Source organism: Azospirillum palustre, from assembly GCF_002573965.1.
GTDB classification, from domain to species: Bacteria; Pseudomonadota; Alphaproteobacteria; order Azospirillales; family Azospirillaceae; genus Azospirillum; species Azospirillum palustre.
Map to the genome: position 1 here is coordinate 2160316 of NZ_PDKW01000043.1, position 19285 is coordinate 2179600.

At 68.5% G+C, this 19285-nt stretch carries 18 protein-coding genes; 7 read left to right on the plus strand and 11 right to left on the minus strand.

Features of this window, described 5'->3' with window-relative positions:
• Position 1: 1 nt before the first annotated feature.
• From CRT60_RS32515 to CRT60_RS32545, 7 genes are all read right to left on the minus strand, one after another.
• Positions 2-1039 (minus strand): ABC transporter substrate-binding protein, encoded by a 1038-nt coding sequence (locus CRT60_RS32515; RefSeq protein WP_244592877.1) that lies wholly within the window; start codon positions 1037-1039, stop codon positions 2-4.
• A gap of 49 nt (positions 1040-1088) precedes the next feature.
• Positions 1089-1916, minus strand: coding sequence for an ABC transporter permease (locus CRT60_RS32520; protein WP_342210692.1), 828 nt, complete (start codon positions 1914-1916; stop codon positions 1089-1091).
• Positions 1909-2682, minus strand: coding sequence for an ABC transporter ATP-binding protein (locus tag CRT60_RS32525; RefSeq protein ID WP_098740513.1), 774 nt, complete (start codon positions 2680-2682; stop codon positions 1909-1911). Before CRT60_RS32525 ends, CRT60_RS32520 begins: the two co-directional genes overlap by 8 nt.
• Before the next feature lie 176 nt (positions 2683-2858).
• Positions 2859-3191: a hypothetical protein gene (locus CRT60_RS32530; RefSeq protein WP_098740514.1), complete on the minus strand. Its 333-nt coding sequence runs from the start codon at positions 3189-3191 to the stop codon at positions 2859-2861.
• A 70-nt stretch (positions 3192-3261) separates the two neighbouring features.
• Complete coding sequence (locus CRT60_RS32535; RefSeq protein WP_098740515.1) at positions 3262-4422, minus strand: ABC transporter permease; 1161 nt, start codon at positions 4420-4422, stop codon at positions 3262-3264.
• Entirely contained in the window at positions 4419-5282 is an 864-nt protein-coding gene (locus tag CRT60_RS32540) for an ABC transporter permease (protein ID WP_098740516.1), read from the minus strand. Before CRT60_RS32540 ends, CRT60_RS32535 begins: the two co-directional genes overlap by 4 nt.
• Positions 5275-6138 (minus strand): ABC transporter ATP-binding protein, encoded by an 864-nt coding sequence (locus tag CRT60_RS32545; protein WP_425290422.1) that lies wholly within the window; start codon positions 6136-6138, stop codon positions 5275-5277. The genes CRT60_RS32540 and CRT60_RS32545 overlap by 8 nt, the downstream gene beginning before the upstream one ends.
• Positions 6139-6732: 594 nt before the next feature.
• Between CRT60_RS32545 and CRT60_RS32550 the strand changes: the two genes are divergently transcribed.
• The gene (locus tag CRT60_RS32550; RefSeq protein WP_098740517.1) at positions 6733-7362 is read left to right on the plus strand and encodes a hypothetical protein; all 630 of its coding nucleotides are present in this window, start codon (positions 6733-6735) and stop codon (positions 7360-7362) included.
• Between the two features lie 148 nt (positions 7363-7510).
• Here CRT60_RS32550 and CRT60_RS32555 read toward each other — a convergent pair whose 3' ends face one another.
• Positions 7511-7774: a DUF3126 family protein gene (locus tag CRT60_RS32555; RefSeq protein ID WP_098740518.1), complete on the minus strand. Its 264-nt coding sequence runs from the start codon at positions 7772-7774 to the stop codon at positions 7511-7513.
• A 342-nt stretch (positions 7775-8116) separates the two neighbouring features.
• Here CRT60_RS32555 and CRT60_RS32560 point away from each other — a divergent pair, with 342 nt between their 5' ends.
• On the plus strand, positions 8117-9832 hold the full coding sequence (locus CRT60_RS32560) for a caspase family protein (protein WP_244592878.1): 1716 nt from the start codon (positions 8117-8119) through the stop codon (positions 9830-9832).
• Positions 9833-9875: 43 nt separating this feature from the next.
• Here CRT60_RS32560 and CRT60_RS32565 read toward each other — a convergent pair whose 3' ends face one another.
• Positions 9876-12245: an ankyrin repeat domain-containing protein gene (locus CRT60_RS32565; RefSeq protein WP_098741146.1), complete on the minus strand. Its 2370-nt coding sequence runs from the start codon at positions 12243-12245 to the stop codon at positions 9876-9878.
• A gap of 218 nt (positions 12246-12463) precedes the next feature.
• Here CRT60_RS32565 and CRT60_RS32570 point away from each other — a divergent pair, with 218 nt between their 5' ends.
• The 4 genes from CRT60_RS32570 (at position 12464) to CRT60_RS32585 (ending at position 15815) form a co-directional block, all read left to right on the plus strand.
• Positions 12464-13354, plus strand: coding sequence for an ROK family protein (locus tag CRT60_RS32570; RefSeq protein ID WP_098740520.1), 891 nt, complete (start codon positions 12464-12466; stop codon positions 13352-13354).
• A 207-nt stretch (positions 13355-13561) separates the two neighbouring features.
• Positions 13562-13801: a hypothetical protein gene (locus CRT60_RS32575; RefSeq protein WP_244592879.1), complete on the plus strand. Its 240-nt coding sequence runs from the start codon at positions 13562-13564 to the stop codon at positions 13799-13801.
• 877 nt (positions 13802-14678) lie between these two features.
• Positions 14679-15479 carry a trehalose-phosphatase gene (gene otsB, locus CRT60_RS32580; RefSeq protein WP_098740521.1) on the plus strand — a complete coding sequence of 267 codons (801 nt, stop codon included), beginning with the start codon at positions 14679-14681 and terminating at the stop codon, positions 15477-15479.
• A gap of 99 nt (positions 15480-15578) precedes the next feature.
• Positions 15579-15815, plus strand: coding sequence for a hypothetical protein (locus CRT60_RS32585; protein ID WP_098740522.1), 237 nt, complete (start codon positions 15579-15581; stop codon positions 15813-15815).
• 25 nt (positions 15816-15840) lie between these two features.
• On the opposite strand, the gene CRT60_RS32590 is transcribed toward CRT60_RS32585, so the two are convergent.
• Positions 15841-16164, minus strand: coding sequence for a peptidoglycan-binding domain-containing protein (locus CRT60_RS32590; RefSeq protein WP_244592880.1), 324 nt, complete (start codon positions 16162-16164; stop codon positions 15841-15843).
• Between the two features lie 156 nt (positions 16165-16320).
• Positions 16321-17452 (minus strand): peptide chain release factor 2 gene (gene prfB / locus CRT60_RS32595; protein ID WP_098740523.1). Its coding sequence is split into 2 segments (ribosomal slippage): positions 16321-17382 and positions 17384-17452, totalling 1131 coding nucleotides; the frame shifts between segments, so codons are not numbered across the junction.
• Between the two features lie 385 nt (positions 17453-17837).
• Here prfB and CRT60_RS32600 point away from each other — a divergent pair.
• On the plus strand, positions 17838-19274 hold the full coding sequence (locus CRT60_RS32600; RefSeq protein ID WP_098740524.1) for an MBOAT family O-acyltransferase: 1437 nt from the start codon (positions 17838-17840) through the stop codon (positions 19272-19274).
• Positions 19275-19285 lie beyond the last annotated feature (11 nt).

Sequence of the window (19285 nt, forward strand, 5' to 3'; positions counted from 1 at the left end):
GTCACTGCCCGGCGACGCTGAGGTCCATCACCGACTTCGGATCCAGCGCCTTGTCGACCTGACCCTCGGACTGCCAGAACTTCACCTGATTGACGACGTCGTCCACCAGCAGGCGGGCCTGCGGATCGACATAGGGCAGACCGGCGGCGGCGATGTCGGGCTTCTGCTTGGTGGCGTCGGCGATGATGGTCAGCAGTTCGTCATAGCCGGGGCCCTTCACCATATTGCCGGCGGCGTCCTTGCCGTTGAAGGCGGCGTGGTATTCGGCCAGCGCGGTCTTGTAGGCGCGGACGAACTTCTCGACCAGCGGACGGCGGTCCTTCATCGTCTTCGGCGCGGTGAACAGGGCGCCGAGCTGCCAGGGCGTCTCGTCGCCGACCCAGCCCAGCATCTTGCCCGCGCCGTCGGCCACCAGCTGCCGTGACACGGTGGACGGGGCGATGATGGCGTCGACCTGCCCGCCCTTGAAGGCGGCGACCATCTTCGGCACGTCCTGCAACGGCACCATGGTCACGTCCTTGACCGTGAAGCCGTGCTTCTGCGCCAGCAGCCCGATCATATAATGGAAGGTCGAGCCGACGGTGGTGATGGCGACCCGCTTGCCCTTCAGGTCGGCCGGCGTCTTCAGCCCGGCATCGTAGGCGGCGTTGGTCGCGAGATAGGCGCTGAGGGGGAAGCCCGGCTCGTCGCGGCTCTGCGCCGCGATGATGGTGACCGCCCCCTTGGAGGCGAGGTTGTAGAAGCCGGCGGTCAGGCCGGTGACACCGAAATCGACATCGCCCGAGGTCACGGCGACCGGGACCTGCTGGGCCGAGGTGAACATCTTCAGCTCGACGTCCAGCCCTTCCTTCGCGAAATAGCCCTTCGCCTTGGCGATGAAGATCGGCCCGGAGGAGGACAGCGCCAGCACGCCGACCGTCGCCTTCTCCAGCGGCTGCGCCAGCGCGGCGGACATCAGGGTGCCGGCGGCGAAGACAGCACCGGTGGTGGCGATCAGGGCGCGCCGGGTGAGGCGGGCCATGGTCATGGTGGCGGTCATGGACGGAAATCCTCCCGATGGATGGTTCAGGTTTCTTGGACTGGATCAGTCAGCGCCAGTTCAGCAGGCGCCGCTCGAGCTGCGACAGCACGGTGCCGATGGCGAGACCGAGCAGCGACAGCACCAGCACGCCGGCCAGCAGCGTGTCGGTCTGCATCAGGTTGCCGGCCATCAGCACGAAGGCGCCGATGCCGTATTCCGCCCCGATCATCTCCGCCGCCACCACCAGGATCAGCGCGATGGAGGCGGTGATGCGGAATCCCGCCAGGATGCCCGGCAGGGCGCCCGGCAGAACGATGGAGCGCAGGATCGACCGCCAGGGCAGGCCGAAGCTCTGCGCCATGCGGATCAGGTTGCGCGGCACCGAATCGATGGCGCTGTAGGTGGCGATGACGGTGGGGAAGAAGACGCCGAAGCCGATGGTGGCGAATTTCGACGGCTCGCCGATGCCGAACCACAGGATGAACAGCGGCAGAAGCGCGATCTTCGGGATCGGGAAGAAGGCCGACACCAGCGGCACGCCGACCGCGCGGGCGGTGGAGAAGATGCCCATGGCGAAGCCGACCAGCATGCCCCCCGCCGTGCCCAACACCCAGCCAACGGCGATGCGCCCCAGCGACGCCTTCAGGTTCACCCACAGCGATCCGTCCGTCACCATGCCCGAGAGGGCATGGGCGACGGCACTCGGCGGCGGCAGGAACAGCGGGCTGGCGAGGCCGAGGCGGCTCACCCCCTCCCACACCGCGATCAGCACGGCGAAGGCGGCCAGCGCCGCCCAGGGATGGCGTTTCACGGCAAAGCCGCCGCCACGGAAGCGGACGGGCTGGCCCATCGTGGAGGCAGCGGCTGCAGTGGGCGGGTTCAGGCTGTCAGGCACGGGCGATCTCCCGGTCGGCCATCTGGGCTTCGGCCTTCATCAGGTGCCACAGACGGTCGCGCACTTCGGCAAGATGGGCCTGGGCCGACGGCTCCTGCCGGCGCTCCCGCGGCTCCTCGATGGTGACCAGTTCGCGGATACGGCCTGGACGGCGGCTCAGCACACAGACACGGTCGGCCAGCCGCAGCGCCTCGTCCAGATTGTGGGTGACATAAAGCGCGGTGGTCTTCTCCCGCCGCCAAAGCTCGAGGAAATCGTCCATCAGCAGCTCGCGCGTCTGGGCGTCCAGCGCCGACAGCGGCTCGTCCAGCAGCAGCATCGCCGGGCGCACCGCCAGCGCGCGGGCGATGCCGACCCGCTGGCGCATGCCGCCGGACAGCTGCTTGGGCAGAGCCTTGCGGAACTCCCACAGCCCCATGCGGCGCAGACCGCCGTCGATGCGCTCGCGCCGCTCGGCGGCGGACAGCTTGTGATGCTCCAGCACCAGGGCGACATTGTCCTCCACCGTGCGCCAGGGCAGCAGGGCGAAGTCCTGGAAGATGAAGGTGATCGGGTTGAGGCAGCCGTCCGGCACCTCCCCCTCCACCCGGATGCTGCCGGAGGTCGGGGCGACGATGCCGCCGGCGATGCCGAGCAAGGTCGACTTGCCGCAGCCGCTGGGGCCGATCACCGCCAGGATTTCCCCCTCCGCCAGGGTCAGGTCGATGCCGTCCAGCACGGTCAGATCGTCATAGCGGTGGGTCAGATCGGAAACGAGAAGCCTCATCGCGCCCTTATCAAGCCTGCAGCTTTGTCGGTGAAGTCCGACTGTTCGTTGGGCCTGCCACTATAGCGCGGCGATCCGGCGGCGGAGAGGGGAAAGGCGTTCCGCATCCCAGCCATACAGCAGTATGGTAGTGACTGGAAGGCGTCAAGCCGCTGTCGGATTCGCGACAGCAGTCGTCAGGCAATCCCGCTGACCGGCCCGCTGCCTGTGGGCAACTCCAGCACCCGCAATGCGCCGGCACAGCGGCCGACCGCGGCCTCGGCCAGGGCATGGCGTTCGCTGAGGCCCGCCTCGTCCACCTCGTCGGGGGTCATCGCCTGCAACAGGACGCGCAGAGTGCGGACATAGGTGCGCAGAAGCGTGGCTTCCTCGGCATGGTCGCCCAGCAGACCGGCCTGTCCGGCGGTGCGCAGGGCGACAAGCTCACCGTCCAGCGACGCTGCGGCCATCTCGATGGCGAGCAGGGCCCGCGTCAGGCGGACATGCTTCAGAACGACGACATCGGCCATGCCCACCTCCCTTGCCGGCTGGATTGGCTGGGTGAAAGCAATGGCCGTGCCAGTGGCTTCGCGAAGTCCGTCAGCGCCTCCGCATCGACGGATGCCAGGCCGTGGTCGCCCGCTCCAGCAGTGCCAGCGCGCCATACAGGCCGGAACCGGTCAGCGCCGCAACGGCGATGGTGGCCCAGACGATGTCGAGATTCATCCGCGCCACTTCGGTGGAGATGCGGAACCCCATGCCGACCACCGGCGTGCCGAAAAATTCGGCAACGATGGCGCCGATCAGGGCCAGGGTGGAGTTGATCTTCAAGCCGTTGAACAGGAAGGGCAGCGCATTGGGCAGCCGCAGCTTGACCAGCGTGCGGCCATAGCCGGCGGCGTAGCTGCGCATCAGGTCGAGCTGGATGCGCTCCGAATTGCCGAGGCCGGCGAGCGTGTTGATCAGCATCGGGAAGAAGGTCATGACGACGATGACCGCCGCCTTGGACTGCCAGTCGAAGCCGAACCACATCACCATGATCGGCGCGATGCCGACCACCGGGATGGCACTGGCGAGATTGCCGAGCGGCAGCAATCCGCGGGCAAGAAACGGCACACGGTCGGCAAGGATTGCCACGAGGAAGCCGGCACCGCAGCCCATGACATAGCCGCGCAGGACGGAGGTCAGCACGGTCTGGCCGAAATCGTCCCACAGCACCGGCGCGTTGGCGGCCAGTGCCGCGGCGATGCGGCTGGGCGGCGGCAGCAGGATCGCAGGCACCTGGAAGCCGCGGACCAGCGCCTCCCACCCCACCAGCAGGCCAAGCCCGAACAGGCCGGGCACGATGACGGAGCGGGTCCAACCCGGCACGCCGGCCAGCACCCCCATCACCCGCCACAGCAGCAGCGTCGCCGCGGCCAGGAACAGCCACAGCCCCCAGCCGGCCGACAGGTCCAGCCCTTCGTTCAGCAGATGCAGCGGCAGGAGCCAGGCCAGCGCCACGCCGGCCAGTTCTACCCAGGCGCCCCAGACCCGCTTCGGTGCCGACGCGCCGGCAACGACGGCCAGCACCACCCCGATCAGGAACAGCGGCGCCATGGTTCCGCCGAACCAGCCAAGGGCGGCGCCGTTCCGGACACCCACCGGCAGGGCCAGTGCCGCCAGCGCCGGCAGGGCGATGGCGACCAACCCCCAATCGGCGGCGGTGCGCAGGCTGGTGCGGTAGGGATTCGTCGCCCCATCGCTTGTCGAATCGCTCATCGCGCCCCCGCCCGGCCCAGCAGGACCAGTTCAAGCCCACGCACCACCGCGATCAGCGCCACCGACAGCAGCGAGGCCATGATCAGTGCCGCCCAGATCTGCACGGTCTGGCCGTAATAGGACCCCGACAGCAGCCGCGCGCCCAGCCCGGCCTGCCCGCCGGTCGGCAGCTCGCCGACGATGGCGCCGACCACGCTGATGGCGACCGACACCTTGAGGCTGGCGAACAGGAAGGGCATCGAGGCCGGAAGCCGCAGCGACCAGAAGGCGCGCAACCCGCTCGCCGAATAGGTCCGCATCAGGTCGAGCCACAGCGGATCGGAGGAGCGCAGCCCCTTCACCATGCCGACCGTGATCGGGAAGAAGCAGAGATACATGCAGATCATCGCCTTCGGCAGCAGCCCGGCCAGCCCGATGTTGCCGAGAATGACGACGATCATCGGCGCGATCGCCAGGATCGGAATGGTCTGCGACGCGATCACCCAGGGCAGCAGGCTGGCCTCCAGCGTCCGGGTATAGACGATGCCGGCGGCCAGCAGGATGCCCAGCAGCAGCCCCATCGCCAGCCCGGTCAGCGCCGCCTCCGCCGTCACCCAGGCATGGAACAGCAGGTTGCGCGGGCTGGTCGGTGCGTAGCCGGTCAGGGAAGTCCACAGCTCCACCACCACCTGATCGGGGGTGGGCAGGATCGGCCGCTTCATCGCATAGGCCTGGGCCAGCACATCTGCGAAGCCGGCCGGCTTGCTGGCGCGCACCAGCGTCTCCGCCGCCTGCGGCCAGTTCAGCCACGCCGCCCCGATGTACCAGGCCGCCAGCAGGAGCAGCGTCATCACGGTGACGGGAAGCGCGCGCCTAGTCATCGTAGCTGTGCCCTTCCTTCAGCCCCTCGCGCACGCGGTGGGCGATGGCGGCGAATTCCGGCGACTCGCGGATGTCCAGCGTGCGCTCGCGCGGCAGGCTATCGCAGTCGATGACGTCGAGGATACGGCCGGGGCGTGGGCTCATCACCACGATGCGGGTGGACAGGAACACCGCCTCGGCAATCGAATGGGTGACGAAGACGCAGGTCTTGCCGGTCGCCCGCCACAGCTGGGTCAGATGCAGGTTCAGGTGGTCGCGGGTGATCTCGTCCAGCGCGCCGAACGGCTCGTCCATCAGCAGCAGGTCGGGCTGAAGGGCCAGCGCGCGGGCGATGGAGACACGCTGCTGCATGCCGCCGGACAGCTGCCAGGGGAACTTGCGCTCGAAACCCGACAGGCCGACGCGCTCCAGCTGCTCGCGGGCCCGTGCCTGCCGTTCGGCGCGGGCGATCCCCATGATCTCCAGCGGCAGCATCACGTTGCGCTCCACCGTCCGCCACGGATAGAGCGCCGGAGCCTGGAAGACGTAGCCGTAGAGCCGTTTCAGCCGCGCCTGCTCCGGCGTCATGCCGTCGATGGCGATCCGGCCGGAGGTCGGACGTTCCAGATCGGCGATCACGCGCAGCAGCGTGGTCTTGCCGCAGCCGCTGGGCCCGATCAGCGACACGAAATCACCCCTGGCGATGGTCAGATCGACCTCGCTCAGCGCCGTGACCGGTTTGTCCGCCGTGGGATAGACCAGAGAGAGCTTGCGTGCCTCGACAACCACCGGGGACTTGGCCGAAGAAGCGCCCCGGTCCGAGCCTTGCGTGGAAGCGGTCGCCTCCCGGACATCGAGCGGATTTGGGAAGGTCACGGGCAGCGGTCCTTCACAAAGCGGATATGAGACGGATTTGGAAGACCGACCTGACGGTTTGGTCAGAAATCATCCACTCCGCAAACTATCACCGCTCAGATCAGGGCACCAGGGTTGCAAAAGCCCAACCCTCTCGCCCAAAGGCATCGGAACGCAACTTTGAGGGAAATTCTCGCCGCAGCGCAATTGGCACACGCATGGGTGCCTTACATTTTCGCGCCGTCGGGAATGCATCGCGCGTCAATGGCAACCGGAAGGAGGTGACGCGAGCGAGAAAATTCCTGAAGCGGCTTGGCCGCTTCTGGTTCAAGCTGAAGTTCGAGTTCCAAGCGGGCTTCAACACGGACCAGGACAGGTAAGCCAACGTTGGCGGGGCCGGGAAACCGGTCCCGTCATTCAGGAAGCGGCTCGCGTCACCTCCTGCCCCGCAGATTATCACGCCCCCCGCCATTTTCAAGGCACGGGCGAGAGGCCGCCCCGCCCGGACACGCAACGCGGGTGCTGATGCCCCGTGGAAGGGACAGGGCGAAAGAACTGGACGGGCGGCACCGCGCCGGAACAGGATCACCCCCCGTTCACGACCGCGCCAGCGACATGCCCACCGCCAAGCCGCCCCCCAGTCTGGAAGTCACGCGCGAAGACGGCGCGGCCGGCACCGTGTTCGTGGCGACACCAGTGCTGACGCCGGTGATCCGCACGCGCTATCTGCTGATCGCGGGACTGCTGGCGACCGGCTTCATCGCCGGGGCCGGGCTGGCGCCCGACGAGTTGTCCGGCATGCTGCAATGGCTGGCCGCCTTCTGTGCGGTGCCGGTGCTGCTTCTGTGGGTGGTGACCCTGTCGGAGACGGTGCAGCGCCGCGCCGTACGGCTCGGCGTGACGGAACGCGGGTTGACGGTGGACGGCGCGCGCATCCATCCGCACGAGACGATCCGGGATCTGGCGCTCTATCCGATGGTGGGCGGCAAGCCGCTGTTCGTCGCCTGGATCGACCCGGCGCACGACTACCGTCACAAGGCGGAGATGACGCTTGTCGCCGGCAATGTGGCGCCGAACGACGCTGTAAAGGCGGAATTGAAGGCTGCCGGCAGCCGCAATGTGCGGCTGGTCATGCACCGACGCGGCGGGCACAAGGCGATTGTCCTCGTCCGCGGCCTGACCCTGTCTGGCGGACAGACCCTGCTGGCCGCCCTGGCAGCGGAGCTTCGCGCTCGCAGCCGCTAGATCGGATCGCGTAAAATCTGACTCGATTTGAAGCGTGAATCCGATCGCCAAACATAAAATTATAGCGTCGTGCGTTTCACATCAAACGCACGACGCTATCGGGCGCCCCAGGGCGCCCCAGGACGATAGACTGGAAAAGACCGGGAAATCAGCGGCGCGGAATGGCCGGCGGCTCCGGCAGGTCCTCTTCCAGGATGACGACGTTCAGGGCATAGGAAACCTCGCCCTCGTCCTCGTCACGGTTCAGCGTGCCGAAAAACTCGCCATCCACCGTCACTTCGGCCGACTGGCCGGGCTTGGCCGGCGGCTCGATCACAATCTTGGGATTGCCCAGCGTCTTGCGCAGGTACATCTGCACGCGGGCGATTTCGGTGTCGGACATCCGGACGGCGGACGGCTTGGCGGGCGGCATGGCGAACCTCGTTGTCTGCGAAGGAGCGTCATATAGGCGGCTTCGCCGCGAAGGGAAAGCGATACATCGCCGGAACTCCCGCTGCCGCCGGAGGTGTGGCGCGTGCGCCAGAGCCGCTCCCACCCGCGCGCCCCCACGCCCTCGTCCACGCGGGGTAACGCCGGCACAGTCCGACGCTCCGAATGAGCGGCGCTCCAGACTGGCGGAAAAGGATATGCTCCCCGCGGCGGTACGCTTCCCGGCAACGGGCGGCGCCCAGGGTCATGCCCGTGGGGGCTTGGCCCTGGGTTCATGCCCATTGCCATGGCAACAGGCTGCCGCGATTACGAAGGATGGAACGCCGTGACGAAGACCGCACTCCCGACCGCAAGCCATGCAGACCGCCGCCCGGCCGGCCGGTGGAGGCACCGGCTCAAGGCGACCGTCCTGACGGCGGCACTGCTGGCCGCCCTGCCCTTCGGCGGCATGCAGGCGGGCGGCGCCCGGGCGGAGACCGGCAAGCGCGTGGCGCTGGTCATCGACAACGGCCGCTACACCGCGCTCGACGGCCGGTTCGATCAGGCGGCCGCCAACGCCTCGGCCATGGCGTCGGCCTTGCGCAGCGCCGGCTTTTCGGTGACGCGGACCGACAATGTCGGACGGGTCGCCATGGAATCGGCGCTGGAGCGCTTCCGCGAGGCGCTGTCGGGGGCCGACCTCGGCTTCGTCTATTACACCGGCCTCGCCATCGGGCTGGGGGAACGGGAATTCCTGTTGCCCGCCGATGCCGCCCCCACCGGGGCGGACGACCTGCCGCGCAACGCCCTCGACCTCGACGGCGTGCTGAGCGACCTGCGCGACAGCGGGCGCAAGTCCATCGTGGTGATCGATCCCGGCGTCGCCGACGCACTGGCCCAGCGGGTCGGCGGCGGTGCGCTGGGCACGCCGATGGAGGCCGACGGCCTGTTCGTCGTCTATGCCCACCGTCCGGGCGTGCCGCCGGTGCCGCCGAAGTCGGGCAAGGGACCCGATGCCTTCACCGCCACGCTGGCGCGCGAGATGGTCAGGCCCGGTGTCGCCTTCCGCGATTCGCTGGCCGAGGTTGCGCGTGCGGTCGCCGAACGCAGCGACGGCCGGCAGTTGCCCTGGCTGCAGGACCGGCTGGGCAGCACTCTGGTGCTGGTTCCGGCGGTTGCCGCCGCCCCTGCCAAACCGCCGGCCACGCCTCCGGCGGCGCCTGCGCCCTCTGCCGCCGCTGCGGTGAAGGAACCGCCGGCGGTGACCGGTTCCAGCCTTCCGCCCGGCAATTATGAAATGGCGAAGTCGGGCGTCCTGTTCGACCGGCCGGCGGTCGGCGCCCGCGGTGTCGCCCAGTTGGCGGCGGGCAGCGCCGTGACGGTGCTGGACTCGGTGCCGGAAGGAAGCTGGCTGCGCGTGCGCGACCAGGCCGGGCGAACCGGCTATCTCACCGCGGGGACATTGTCGGCCCGCTGGGCCGACCCGTCGCCGCAGGCTGCCCGGGGCCGTGGGCCGGTGGAGGCCGGACCGTCCTTCGGCGATCCCGGTATAGAGCAAGGCAGCGAGCCGCCTGCCACCGGCAACTCCGACCCGGTCCAGACCGAACAGCCACGCAGTTTCCCCACCGCACCGGCAGGCACCAGCTTCTCGACCCCGGACGGCCCGGCGGTGGAGGCGGAGCAGCAGGCGATGCGCGCGCTGGGCGATGCCCGTACCGCGGCGGAGCGGGCGCGCAGCCGCCCCGACAGCCGGTTCTGGAGCTACGGCTTTTCCGGTGGCGACCGCTACGAGGGCGGCTGGACCCAACCTTCGTCGAATTCAGGTCTCGGGCGACCGATCCGCCAGGGAACCGGCGTCTACCATTTCGCCAACGGGCAGACCTATGAAGGGGAATGGTCGGGCGACCTGATGTCCGGCTTCGGCGTGATGACCTTCAATGACGGCAGCCGCTTCGCCGGACGGTTCCGCAACGGCCAGCCGGACGGCCCCGGCATCTTCCACTACGCCAACGGCGGACAGAGCGCCGGGATGTGGCGCGGCTCCGTCCGCCTCGACCAGTAGAAGCTACCCGCAAGATCCGCCGGTAGGATCAACCCGGCGTCGATCAACGCGGCTTCAGGGCTTCCACCACCTGCACATGCCCCTGCAACGCGCCCAGCGTCAGGGCCGAGTTGCCGTTGGCATCCATGCGGTAGGGGTTCGCCCCGCTGTCGAGCAGCAGCTTCGCCACCGCCTCGTGCCCGTTGTTGGCGGCGTACATCAGCGCCGACCAGCCATAGGCGGTGGTGCGGTCGACCATCACCCCGCGCTGGATCAGCGTGCGCGCCACCTCCTGGTGGCCGCGGGCGGCGGCGGCCATCAGCGCGGTCTTGCCGTCGCTGTTGGTGGTGTCGAGGTCGGCGCCGCCCTCGGCCAGCGCCCGGACCACCGCGTCATGCCCGCCCCAGGCGGCGTACATCACCGCGGTGGCGCCGTCGGAGGTGCGCAGGTCGGTGCGGGCGTGGCGGTCGAGCAGCACGCGCACCGCGTCCGCAAGGCCCTGTTCGGCGGCGATCATCAGCAGGGTCTTGCCGTTGTCCAGCCGCGTGTCGGCGCTGGCGCCCGCCTGGAGCGTGCGCGACAGCTCCGCCGGATTGCGCAGCAGGGCCAGAACCGACTCGCGGTCGCCCAGCCCCGGGGTTGCGTTCACCGGCGCCGCGGAGCTTCCCGGCACAGTGCCGACAGCGGTCCCGGTGGCGGGGCCGACGGAGGGGCCGCCATAGACGCGCTGTTCGCTCGCGGCACGGATGCGCTCGGCCAGATCGGGGCTTTCCGGCGAGATCATCTGCGCCCGCTCGTAAAAGCGCTTCGTCTCCGACCAGTCACCGTCCCGTTCGGCCAGCATCGCCCAGCGGCGATAGGTGTCCGTCATGGTGGTCAGCAATTCCGCCGCCTCCGGCGACGATGGCGCGATCTGGCGGATGCGCTGCACCGTCTCATAGGCGTTGTCGCCCGGCGGGGTGGTCAGGCGCTTGCCGGCGATCTGGCGGCGGGCCTGATCGACCATCGTCCGCACGCGCTGGGCGGTATCGGCATCCGGAACGGCAGGCTGGGGAGCAGCGGGAACCGCCACGGTCGTCGACGGGTCCTCCAGCGGCGGCAGCGAGGCGACGCCCGGCGCCGCTTCCGTGTTGCCGGTCGCGGAGGTCTTGGCGGCGGATTGCTGCGCCTGGGCCGGCGGCAACGCCGCGGTTTCAATTGGAGCCGCCGCTGTCGGCACAGCCGTCGAAGCCGGCGACGCCTGCTTCGACACCGTCTGGGTGCCGGCGGCGGTCGGCGGTGCGGCGGGCGGCTGGGCAGCCGTCTGCGTCTTCGGTGCGGTTGACGGAGCGATGGCGGCAGAGGCGGTCATGTCGGGAGCCAGTGCGACCGGCACCGTAACGGCATGCTGCTGCTCGGCCGGCGCCGCGGCCCCGGTCAGGCCCTGCACGGTGCGCTCGACCGCATCGCGCGCCTTGGCCCAGCTCTCCTCGACCATGGCCAGGGCCCGGTCGGGGAAGGCGCCCGGCATGGCGGTGGCAATGGCGGCACCGGCGGCCCCCAGCAGGACCAGCGTGGTCAGGGCCGCCCCGGCATAGAGCGCGGTCCGCCGCGGCGCCCGCATGGCACCGGACTGACCGCCGTCCGGCGACCAGCCCTGGCCCTCCCAACGCTCATCCTGCTGCCAGGTCTCTTGCGGCGGGATTTCCCGGCGCTGGCCCACAGACCAATCGTTCGCGGGCGGAGTTGCGGCGGATTGCACCGGAGCCTGCTGGGGCTGGGGCGGGACCATCAGCATCGGTGCGGGCCGGGGCACAGGCTGGGGCGCCGGGGCAGGCTCCCGCACATCGTCGACGAAGCCGCCGCCCGCCGTCATCCGGTAGATCACGCCCATGTCGCGCAACTCGTCGGTCAGGCCGGCGCGCGCCAATGTGCCTTCCAGTTCGGGCGTGCCGCAGAGCAGCACCTGCATGAAGCGGCCGGCCGGCGTCTCCGCCCGCGTCAGATCGACCAGATCGGCCAGCACCGGCGGCGCCAGCACGGCGGCGTTGTCCACCGCCAGCAGCCCCGATCCGGCAAGCTCCAGCCGCTCTTCCAGCGCCGCGATCAGCGCGTCGAAATCGGTCTCGCCGTTCTCCCCCGGAACCAGATCGGGCAGGGCGCCGGTGCCGGCGGCTGCGACCAGATCCTCCACCTCCGATCCGACCGACGCCGCGACCGGCAGCGCCATGGCACCGTCGGCCTCGACATGCTCGACCAGCTGGTGGAACAGGGCGGGACGGCCCGAGCCGGCGTCGCCCACCAGCACCAGCAGCCTTTTGCGCGCCAGGAAGGCGAGCACCAGTCCATCGCGAATCTCGGCCGCCGTGACACCGGCGGACTCGGAAACGGGATCGTGGTGGCCCGGAGCGGCGCGCCGGGCGCGCGAGGAATGTTTCGGGGCAGAACGGTCCATGGACATCTCAAGACGCCGATCAGTGAAGGATGCGCTGATGAGACTCTAGTGATGCGCCCCCCAAGCCCCGACGGAGCAAAGGGCGGTTGCCCCCTCTCTTCCGGGGTGGGTGGACTGACCCTTCCGGCGCGAAAGCAACCCTGGTCCGCCGGACGGGGGAGGGGTATAGGGTTGCCGCCGAAATTCGGTCATATCCCACCATCCGGACAGCGACAGTCATGCGAGTCGGAATCGATTTGGGCGGCACCAAGATCGCCGCCGTGGCGCTTGACCGCGACGGGACGGAACTCGCCCGCCACCGCCGTCCGACTCCCCGCGGCTATGACGCCACGCTGGATGCCCTGGCGGAGACGGTGAACGCCCTGGACCCGGCTGGAACCGGCGGTGTCGGCATCAGCCTGCCCGGCTTGGTCGACGTCGCCGCAGGGCGGGTTCGTGCGGTCAACCTGCCCTGGCTGGAGGGTCATTCCCTCGTCGCAGACGCCACGCGGCGGATCGGGCGGCCGGTGCGGATCGCCAACGATGCCAACTGCTTCACCCTGTCGGAGGCGACCGACGGGGCGGCGGCCGGCGGAGGTCCGGTGGTGTTCGGCATCATCCTCGGCACCGGGGTCGGTGGCGGCATCGTGGTGGATGGCCGCATCCTGCCCGGCGCCAACGGGCTGGCCGGCGAATGGGGCCATGCGCCGCTGCCCTGGCGCGAGGAGGCGGACGGCCCGCCGGTGCCCTGCGGCTGCGGCAGGATCGGCTGCCTGGAAACCATGCTGTGCGGGGCCGGGCTGTCGCGCCTGCACCGCCATCTGACCGGCGAGACGCTGGACCCGCCGGAGATCGCCGCCCGCGCCCAGGCCGGCGATGCCGCCGCGGCCGGCACGCTGGCCCGGCATGCCGATGCCCTGGCCCGCGCGCTGGCGCCGGTGCTGAACCTGCTGGACCCCGACATGGTGGTGGTCGGCGGCGGCCTGTCCGCCCTGCCCGGCCTGTGCGAGGCGGTGACGCGGCGCTGGGGCGCCTGGACGCTGGCCGCCGATCCGCGCACCCGGATGGCCGTCGCCCGCCATGGCGCGGAAAGCGGCATGCGCGGTGCCGCCCGCCTGTGGCCGGACTGACCGGCATTCCGGCCAAAGCACCACTTTCAAGACAGCTGCCGCAACCAACGGTCACGGGTGGCACGGGACTTGCGCATTCTCCGCTCAGACCGAACGGGGGACATGCCCATGATGCGGAAGAAATTGGGGACGCGAGCCACGGGCAGCAGCGTTCATTTGCATTTTGCAAACCGGAACGCGACGCGAGCCGGAAAACCGGCTGCGCGTTTGCATTCTGCAAATGATCCCGGCGCAAGCGCTCAGCAAGCCGTCCTGGGCACCGGCCTCCATCTGGAGCATGCCTGTGCGCGTCTGCAGGACGCGGCGGTCGAGTTGGAGACGGTGCTGGCGACCCTGCCCGGCGACGAGCAGGCCGACCTGCACGAGGCCATCGGCTCGATCATGGAGACGTTGCAACTGATCGCGTCGGCCCATGCCCGGCTGGAACCGCCAATCGCTGCCGACTGACGCGCCATCCCGCCGATTGGCGGCATGGGATTGGCTACATGGAAAAAGGGCGGCCCGATGGGACCGCCCTTTCCGTTCGCCTGACCGTCGGATGCCGGTTCGGTCGGCAATGCGCTCAGTCGGTGATGGTCTGCCAGAAGAAGAACGCAACGGCGAGAACCATGATGGCGATGTCCATGGGAACGGCTCCTGTGGATGACGGCGGATAAGTGTTTCGCTTCGATCTATACGACAGTTCGCCGGCCGGCGGCAGTGCCTCCGTTCCCCCTGCGGCGGTTTTTCGCTCCCCTGCTCGCTCCGCATGAAAAAAATCTGCGGGGCGCATGCTGGCCAACGATGCCGGCAAACTTGGGGACACAGCCTTCCCGCTGACGCCCGCCGCCCGGCGGTACGGACCGAAGAGCCGGCAGACAGCGCTTCATCTATTTGTAAACAAAAGGAATTTTAAAATCGCCGGACCCGCGCCGCTGCGATGGCCCCGTCCGGCTCCCGCGCCGACCGGCCGGCTGCCGACCGGAAGATCGCAGCGCTATGACTTTTGTCAGGGGTTGCCTTCCCAGGGGGCTTTCTGGCAAGAAAAAGGCCGCTGGAAACAGCGGCCTTGAGTTTAGGGAGGAAACGCCCAAGAAGGGCGAAGCAGCAATCGCTTGCTGCACTGCAACAGTACCAGAAGCGGGGGGCGCTGCAACCCCCAAAGCCGGCCCCCGTGTGGGGCCGCAGCTTTTGGAGGGGTCTGTTGCGCATCGGCCACAGCCGGGTCATTCCTTTTTATGAAACGCAAGCCACTCCGGCAGTCCGGCCGTTACACCAACGCGGCGTTCCGGCATCGGTCGGCCGCCGCATTCCGACCGGCAGCGGCGCTGATGAGGACCCAGCCTTGACCCTCCTTCCCCCCTCCGCCTTTGCGGAATTCGATGCCTTCACCGCATCCCTGGGCAGCCGCACCCCCGCCCTGTTCCTCGATTATGACGGAACGCTGGCCGCCATCGCGCCGCGTCCCGAACTGGCGGCGATGCCCGACGAGGCGCGCGCGGTGGTGCTGCGGCTGTCGGCGCTCTGCCCGGTCGCCTTCGTCAGCGGCCGCGACTTGGACGATCTGACCGCGATGGTGGCGGTGGATGGCTTGGTCTATGCCGGCAGCCACGGCTTCGACCTGCGCGGTCCGGACCTGCGGCGGCAGGTGGGGGTGGAGTATGTCCCCGACCTCGACATCGCCGATGGGAGTCTGCGCGACCGGCTCGGCGGCATTGCCGGTGCGCTGGTGGAGCGCAAGCGCTTCGCCATCGCCATCCACACCCGTCAGGTCGCGCCGCCGGAGAAGCCTCGGGTCGCCGACGCCGTCCGCGCGGTGGTGGAGGCCCAGCCGCGCCTGCGCATGACCGGCGGCAAGGAACTGTTCGAGCTTCGCCCCAACCTGCCCTGGGACAAGGGCCGCGCCGTGCTCGCCCTGCTGGAGGCGCTGGGGTTGGAGGGGGACGGTATCATGCCGATCTATCTCGGCGACGACGAAACCGACGAGGATGCCTTCCGGGCCCTGGCCGGCCGGGGCGACGGCAACGGGATCGGCATCCGGGTGATGGACGGCCCGGCGGAGACGGCGGCGACCTGGAGCCTGCACGACCCGGCGGAGGCCGCGGCCTTCCTCGGACGGCTGGCCGACTGGCTGGCGCAGCGGTGATGGCGGACAGTTGACGGTCTGGGTGAGCGCTTCCCCCATTCACCAACCCTAAACCCCCGCCGCCTTATGCTGGCCACTCAACCAGCCGGACAGCGCGTCATGGACATCGGATCGGCCACCACCGCCACGCCCTACCGTCCGCAGGCCAGCGCCGTCGATGGCCTTCAGGACGCCCAGGCCCGCACCGAAGCGGCGTCGGAACAGATCGCCGCCGGCAACCTGGACCCCGCCGTGGTGCTGGACCTGACCTCGGCCCAGGTGGATTTCGCCGCGAACGCCAAGGTGCTCCAGGCCACGCAGGAGAACAGCAAGCGCCTGCTCGACATGCTGGCCTGACCTTGGCCTGAACCCTGCCGCCGGATCAGCGCGGCTTGTTGGGGCCGTAGATCTTGGGCTGGCTGAAATTCAGGTGGTCGAGAAGACCCTGGGTGGCGCAGCCGTCCACCGGCAGCTTGGCCGCGCGCTGGTAGGAGCGGATCGCCGTCCGGGTGCGCGACCCCATCTGGCCATCGACCGAACCGGCGTTAAAGCCGTGATCGTTCAACGCCTCCTGGGCGCCCGAGATGAAGGCACGGCGCATCTCGTCGGGCAGATTGTCGGTTTCGCAGGCGGCAAAGGCCGGGGTCGCCAGCAGCATGGCGCCACACAGCACGGCACCACTCAGGGCCGGAAGAAATCTGTTCATGGATCGGTCGCTCCGCATCGTTGGAGTAGCAGCCTGTTGAAACAGCCGAGCCCACCCTTCCATTCCATAGGTGGGCATTCCATGGATGGGCATTCCAAAAACGCACCGAATCGAAAAGGGCGGCCGCAAGCGACCGCCCTTTTCCGTTCCGACCGGTCAGCCCCCGGCGGCGTGCGCGTCGTCGCTCTGCCCCTTGATCCGGGAGGCGAGTGCCGCCTCCAGGAAGGGATCGAGCGCACCGTCCAGCACCGCCTGGCTCTGCGAGGTCTCCACCTCCGTCCGCAAATCCTTCACCATCTGGTAGGGGTGCAGGACATAGGAACGGATCTGGTGGCCCCAGCCGATGTCGGTCTTGGTGGCTTCCAGCGCGGCCGCGGCATCCTCGCGGATCTTCAGCTCACGCTCGTACAGGCGGGCACGCAGCATGTCCCACGCCTTGGCGCGGTTCTTGTGCTGCGACCGTTCCTGCTGGCAGCTCACCGCGATGTTCGTCGGGATGTGCGTGATGCGCACCGCCGAGTCCGTCTTGTTGATGTGCTGGCCGCCGGCGCCCGACGCCCGGTAGGTGTCGATGCGGCAGTCCTTCTCGTTGATCTCGATGTCGATCTTGTCGTCGATCACCGGGGAAATCGAGACGGCCGCGAAGCTGGTCTGGCGCCGCGCTTGGCTGTCGAACGGGCTGATGCGCACCAGACGGTGCACGCCGGCCTCGGTCTTCAGCCAGCCATAGGCGTTGTGGCCCTTGATCTGAACGGTCGCGGACTTGATGCCGGCCTCTTCGCCCGGCGTCTCGTCCAGCCATTCAGTCTTGTAGCCGTGCTGTTCCGCCCAGCGGGTGTACATGCGCATCAGCATCAGCGCCCAGTCCTGGGCCTCCGTGCCGCCGGCGCCGGCATTCACCTCGACGAAGCAGTCGTTGGCATCGGCTTCGCCCGACAGCAGGCTTTCGATCTGAAGCTTGTTGGCGCGGTCGCGCAGGCCGTAGAGCTGGGCCTCCGCATCGGCGACGACGGTGGCATCCCCTTCCAGTTCGCCCATCTCGATCAGCTCCAGGCTGTCGGACAGGTCACGCTCCAGCGCGCGGTAGCCGGCGACGGAGGTGTCGAGCTGGGTGCGCTCGCGCATGATGGTCTGGGCCCGCGTCGGATCGTCCCAAAGCTTGGGATCCTCGGCGAGGTTGTTCAGTTCGTCGAGACGCCGCAGTGCATTGTCCCAGTCAAAGATGCCTCCTCAGCAGCGCCAGCGATTCTCTGATCTCGCCGGCGGCCGCTTCGATCTCGGCCCGCATGGCGGTGCCTCCTCGTCAGCCAGAGTTGAAGGGTGTGTCGGCTGCATATGTAGCCGCTCGCCCCCCGCCTTGCACCCCCTTAATGAGCAGGGCCGTCCCGGACCGCGCCGCCGCACCGGGACGGCTTGCCACTTTCGAGTATGGCCGAGCCCCTGCTTGGAGGTCCTAGCCGTTTGGAATCATCGGACAGGTTCATTTCAGAGTACGTCCCATATCCGGCCGCACAACCCTACCGCGGCAGCCGGGATTCCCCGAAATCGAGCTTATCTTCTGCGTCGTTCTTCACCTTTCTTGCGCGATCACGCCGGGCATCCCCCGGCGCTGGTCCGCGCAGGGCATTCCTTGCGCGAACGCCTGGACGCGCGACACCTCTGCCGGGGGCACGATGAGCTTCACCAGCCTGAATTTCCTGCTGTTCATCACCGTGTTCAGCGCCGGCTTCATGGCGCTGGCCCGCACGCGCGCCTTCACGCCCTTCCTGCTGGTGGCCAGCTATATCTTCTACGGCTATTGGGATTACCGGTTCTGCGGGCTGCTGGCGCTCAGCACCTTCATCGACTTCTATTGCGGATTGAAGATCGCAGACTCGCCCAACCGCAGCACGAAGAAGATGTACCTGTTCATCAGCTTGGGCGCCAACCTGGGCATGCTGTTCTTTTTCAAATACTATAACTTCTTCGCCGACAGCGCCGAGATCGCGCTGGCCTCGCTGGGGGTGGAGATCGGACGGCGGACGCTGGACATCCTGCTGCCGGTCGGCATTTCCTTCTACACCTTCCAGAATCTCAGCTACGGCATCGACCTCTACACCGGCGAGGTGAAGGAGCCGGAGCGCTCGCTGATGCGCTACGCCACCTTCGTCGCCTTCTTCCCGCAGCTGGTGGCCGGCCCCATCGTGCGGGCGCGCGACCTGCTGCCGCAAATCCAGCAGCGCCCGCGCGAGATCCCGTTCGAGGAACGCTTCGCCGGGCTGGAAAAGGTGATTTGGGGCTATTTCCTGAAAATCGGACTGGCCGACAACGCCGCCGTGGTGGTCGACGCCCGCTTCCATCAGCCGGAGTTCTTCAACGCGCTCCAGCATGTGATCGGGCTGGTCTGCTTCTCCCTGCAAATCTACGGCGACTTCGCCGGCTATTCATTGATCGCCATCGGGCTGGCGCAGATCTTCGGCTACACCATGTGCGAGAATTTCGCCCGCCCCTACTTCGCCACCGGCATGCGCGATTTCTGGCGGCGTTGGCACATCTCGCTGTCCACTTGGTTCCGCGACTATCTCTATGTGCCGATGGGCGGAAGCCGCACGCGCTGGTTGCGCATCCGCAACGTCGTCATCACCATGCTGATCTCCGGCCTCTGGCACGGCGCCAACTGGACCTTCGTGCTGTGGGGCGCGATGCATGGCGGCCTGATGCTGGTTGAGGATGGCGCCCGCCGGCTGGCCGCCGCCAGCCCGGTGCGCCTCAGCGGCCCGATGCTGGCCGCCGGGCGGCTGGTGATGATCGGCCTCGTCTTCATGGTGGTGACGCTGACCTGGCTGCCCTTCCGCGCCGATAACCTGCAAACCGTCTGGACCATCCTCGGCATCATCGGCCATGGCGATTTCGGCCTCCAGCAGGGCAACCAGCAGGCCAGCACGCTGATCCGCGTCGCCGTTGCCGGCCTGATCGTTCTGCTGGTCGACATGATGGTCGAGCGCGGCGCCGGCCGCCGCTATGCCGGGACCAATGTGGTGGCCCGCTCGATGGCCTGCTCGGCCCTGATCCTGGTGATGCTGCTGTTCGGCAGCTTCGCCAACCACGCCTTCATCTACTTCCAGTTCTGACCGGACGGAGA

What these genes read in the sequence shown, in the direction of transcription:
- CRT60_RS32515 (WP_244592877.1), bottom strand. Translation starts at nt 1,039, where the DNA reads ATGACCGCCACCATGACCATGGCCCGCCTCACCCGGCGCGCCCTGATC.
- CRT60_RS32525 (WP_098740513.1), bottom strand. Translation starts at nt 2,682, where the DNA reads ATGAGGCTTCTCGTTTCCGATCTGACCCACCGCTATGACGATCTGACC.
- CRT60_RS32530 (WP_098740514.1), bottom strand. Translation starts at nt 3,191, where the DNA reads ATGGCCGATGTCGTCGTTCTGAAGCATGTCCGCCTGACGCGGGCCCTG.
- CRT60_RS32535 (WP_098740515.1), bottom strand. Translation starts at nt 4,422, where the DNA reads ATGAGCGATTCGACAAGCGATGGGGCGACGAATCCCTACCGCACCAGC.
- CRT60_RS32540 (WP_098740516.1), bottom strand. Translation starts at nt 5,282, where the DNA reads ATGACTAGGCGCGCGCTTCCCGTCACCGTGATGACGCTGCTCCTGCTG.
- CRT60_RS32550 (WP_098740517.1), top strand. Translation starts at nt 6,733, where the DNA reads ATGCCCACCGCCAAGCCGCCCCCCAGTCTGGAAGTCACGCGCGAAGAC.
- CRT60_RS32555 (WP_098740518.1), bottom strand. Translation starts at nt 7,774, where the DNA reads ATGCCGCCCGCCAAGCCGTCCGCCGTCCGGATGTCCGACACCGAAATC.
- CRT60_RS32565 (WP_098741146.1), bottom strand. Translation starts at nt 12,245, where the DNA reads ATGGACCGTTCTGCCCCGAAACATTCCTCGCGCGCCCGGCGCGCCGCT.
- CRT60_RS32570 (WP_098740520.1), top strand. Translation starts at nt 12,464, where the DNA reads ATGCGAGTCGGAATCGATTTGGGCGGCACCAAGATCGCCGCCGTGGCG.
- CRT60_RS32585 (WP_098740522.1), top strand. Translation starts at nt 15,579, where the DNA reads ATGGACATCGGATCGGCCACCACCGCCACGCCCTACCGTCCGCAGGCC.
- CRT60_RS32590 (WP_244592880.1), bottom strand. Translation starts at nt 16,164, where the DNA reads ATGAACAGATTTCTTCCGGCCCTGAGTGGTGCCGTGCTGTGTGGCGCC.
- CRT60_RS32600 (WP_098740524.1), top strand. Translation starts at nt 17,838, where the DNA reads ATGAGCTTCACCAGCCTGAATTTCCTGCTGTTCATCACCGTGTTCAGC.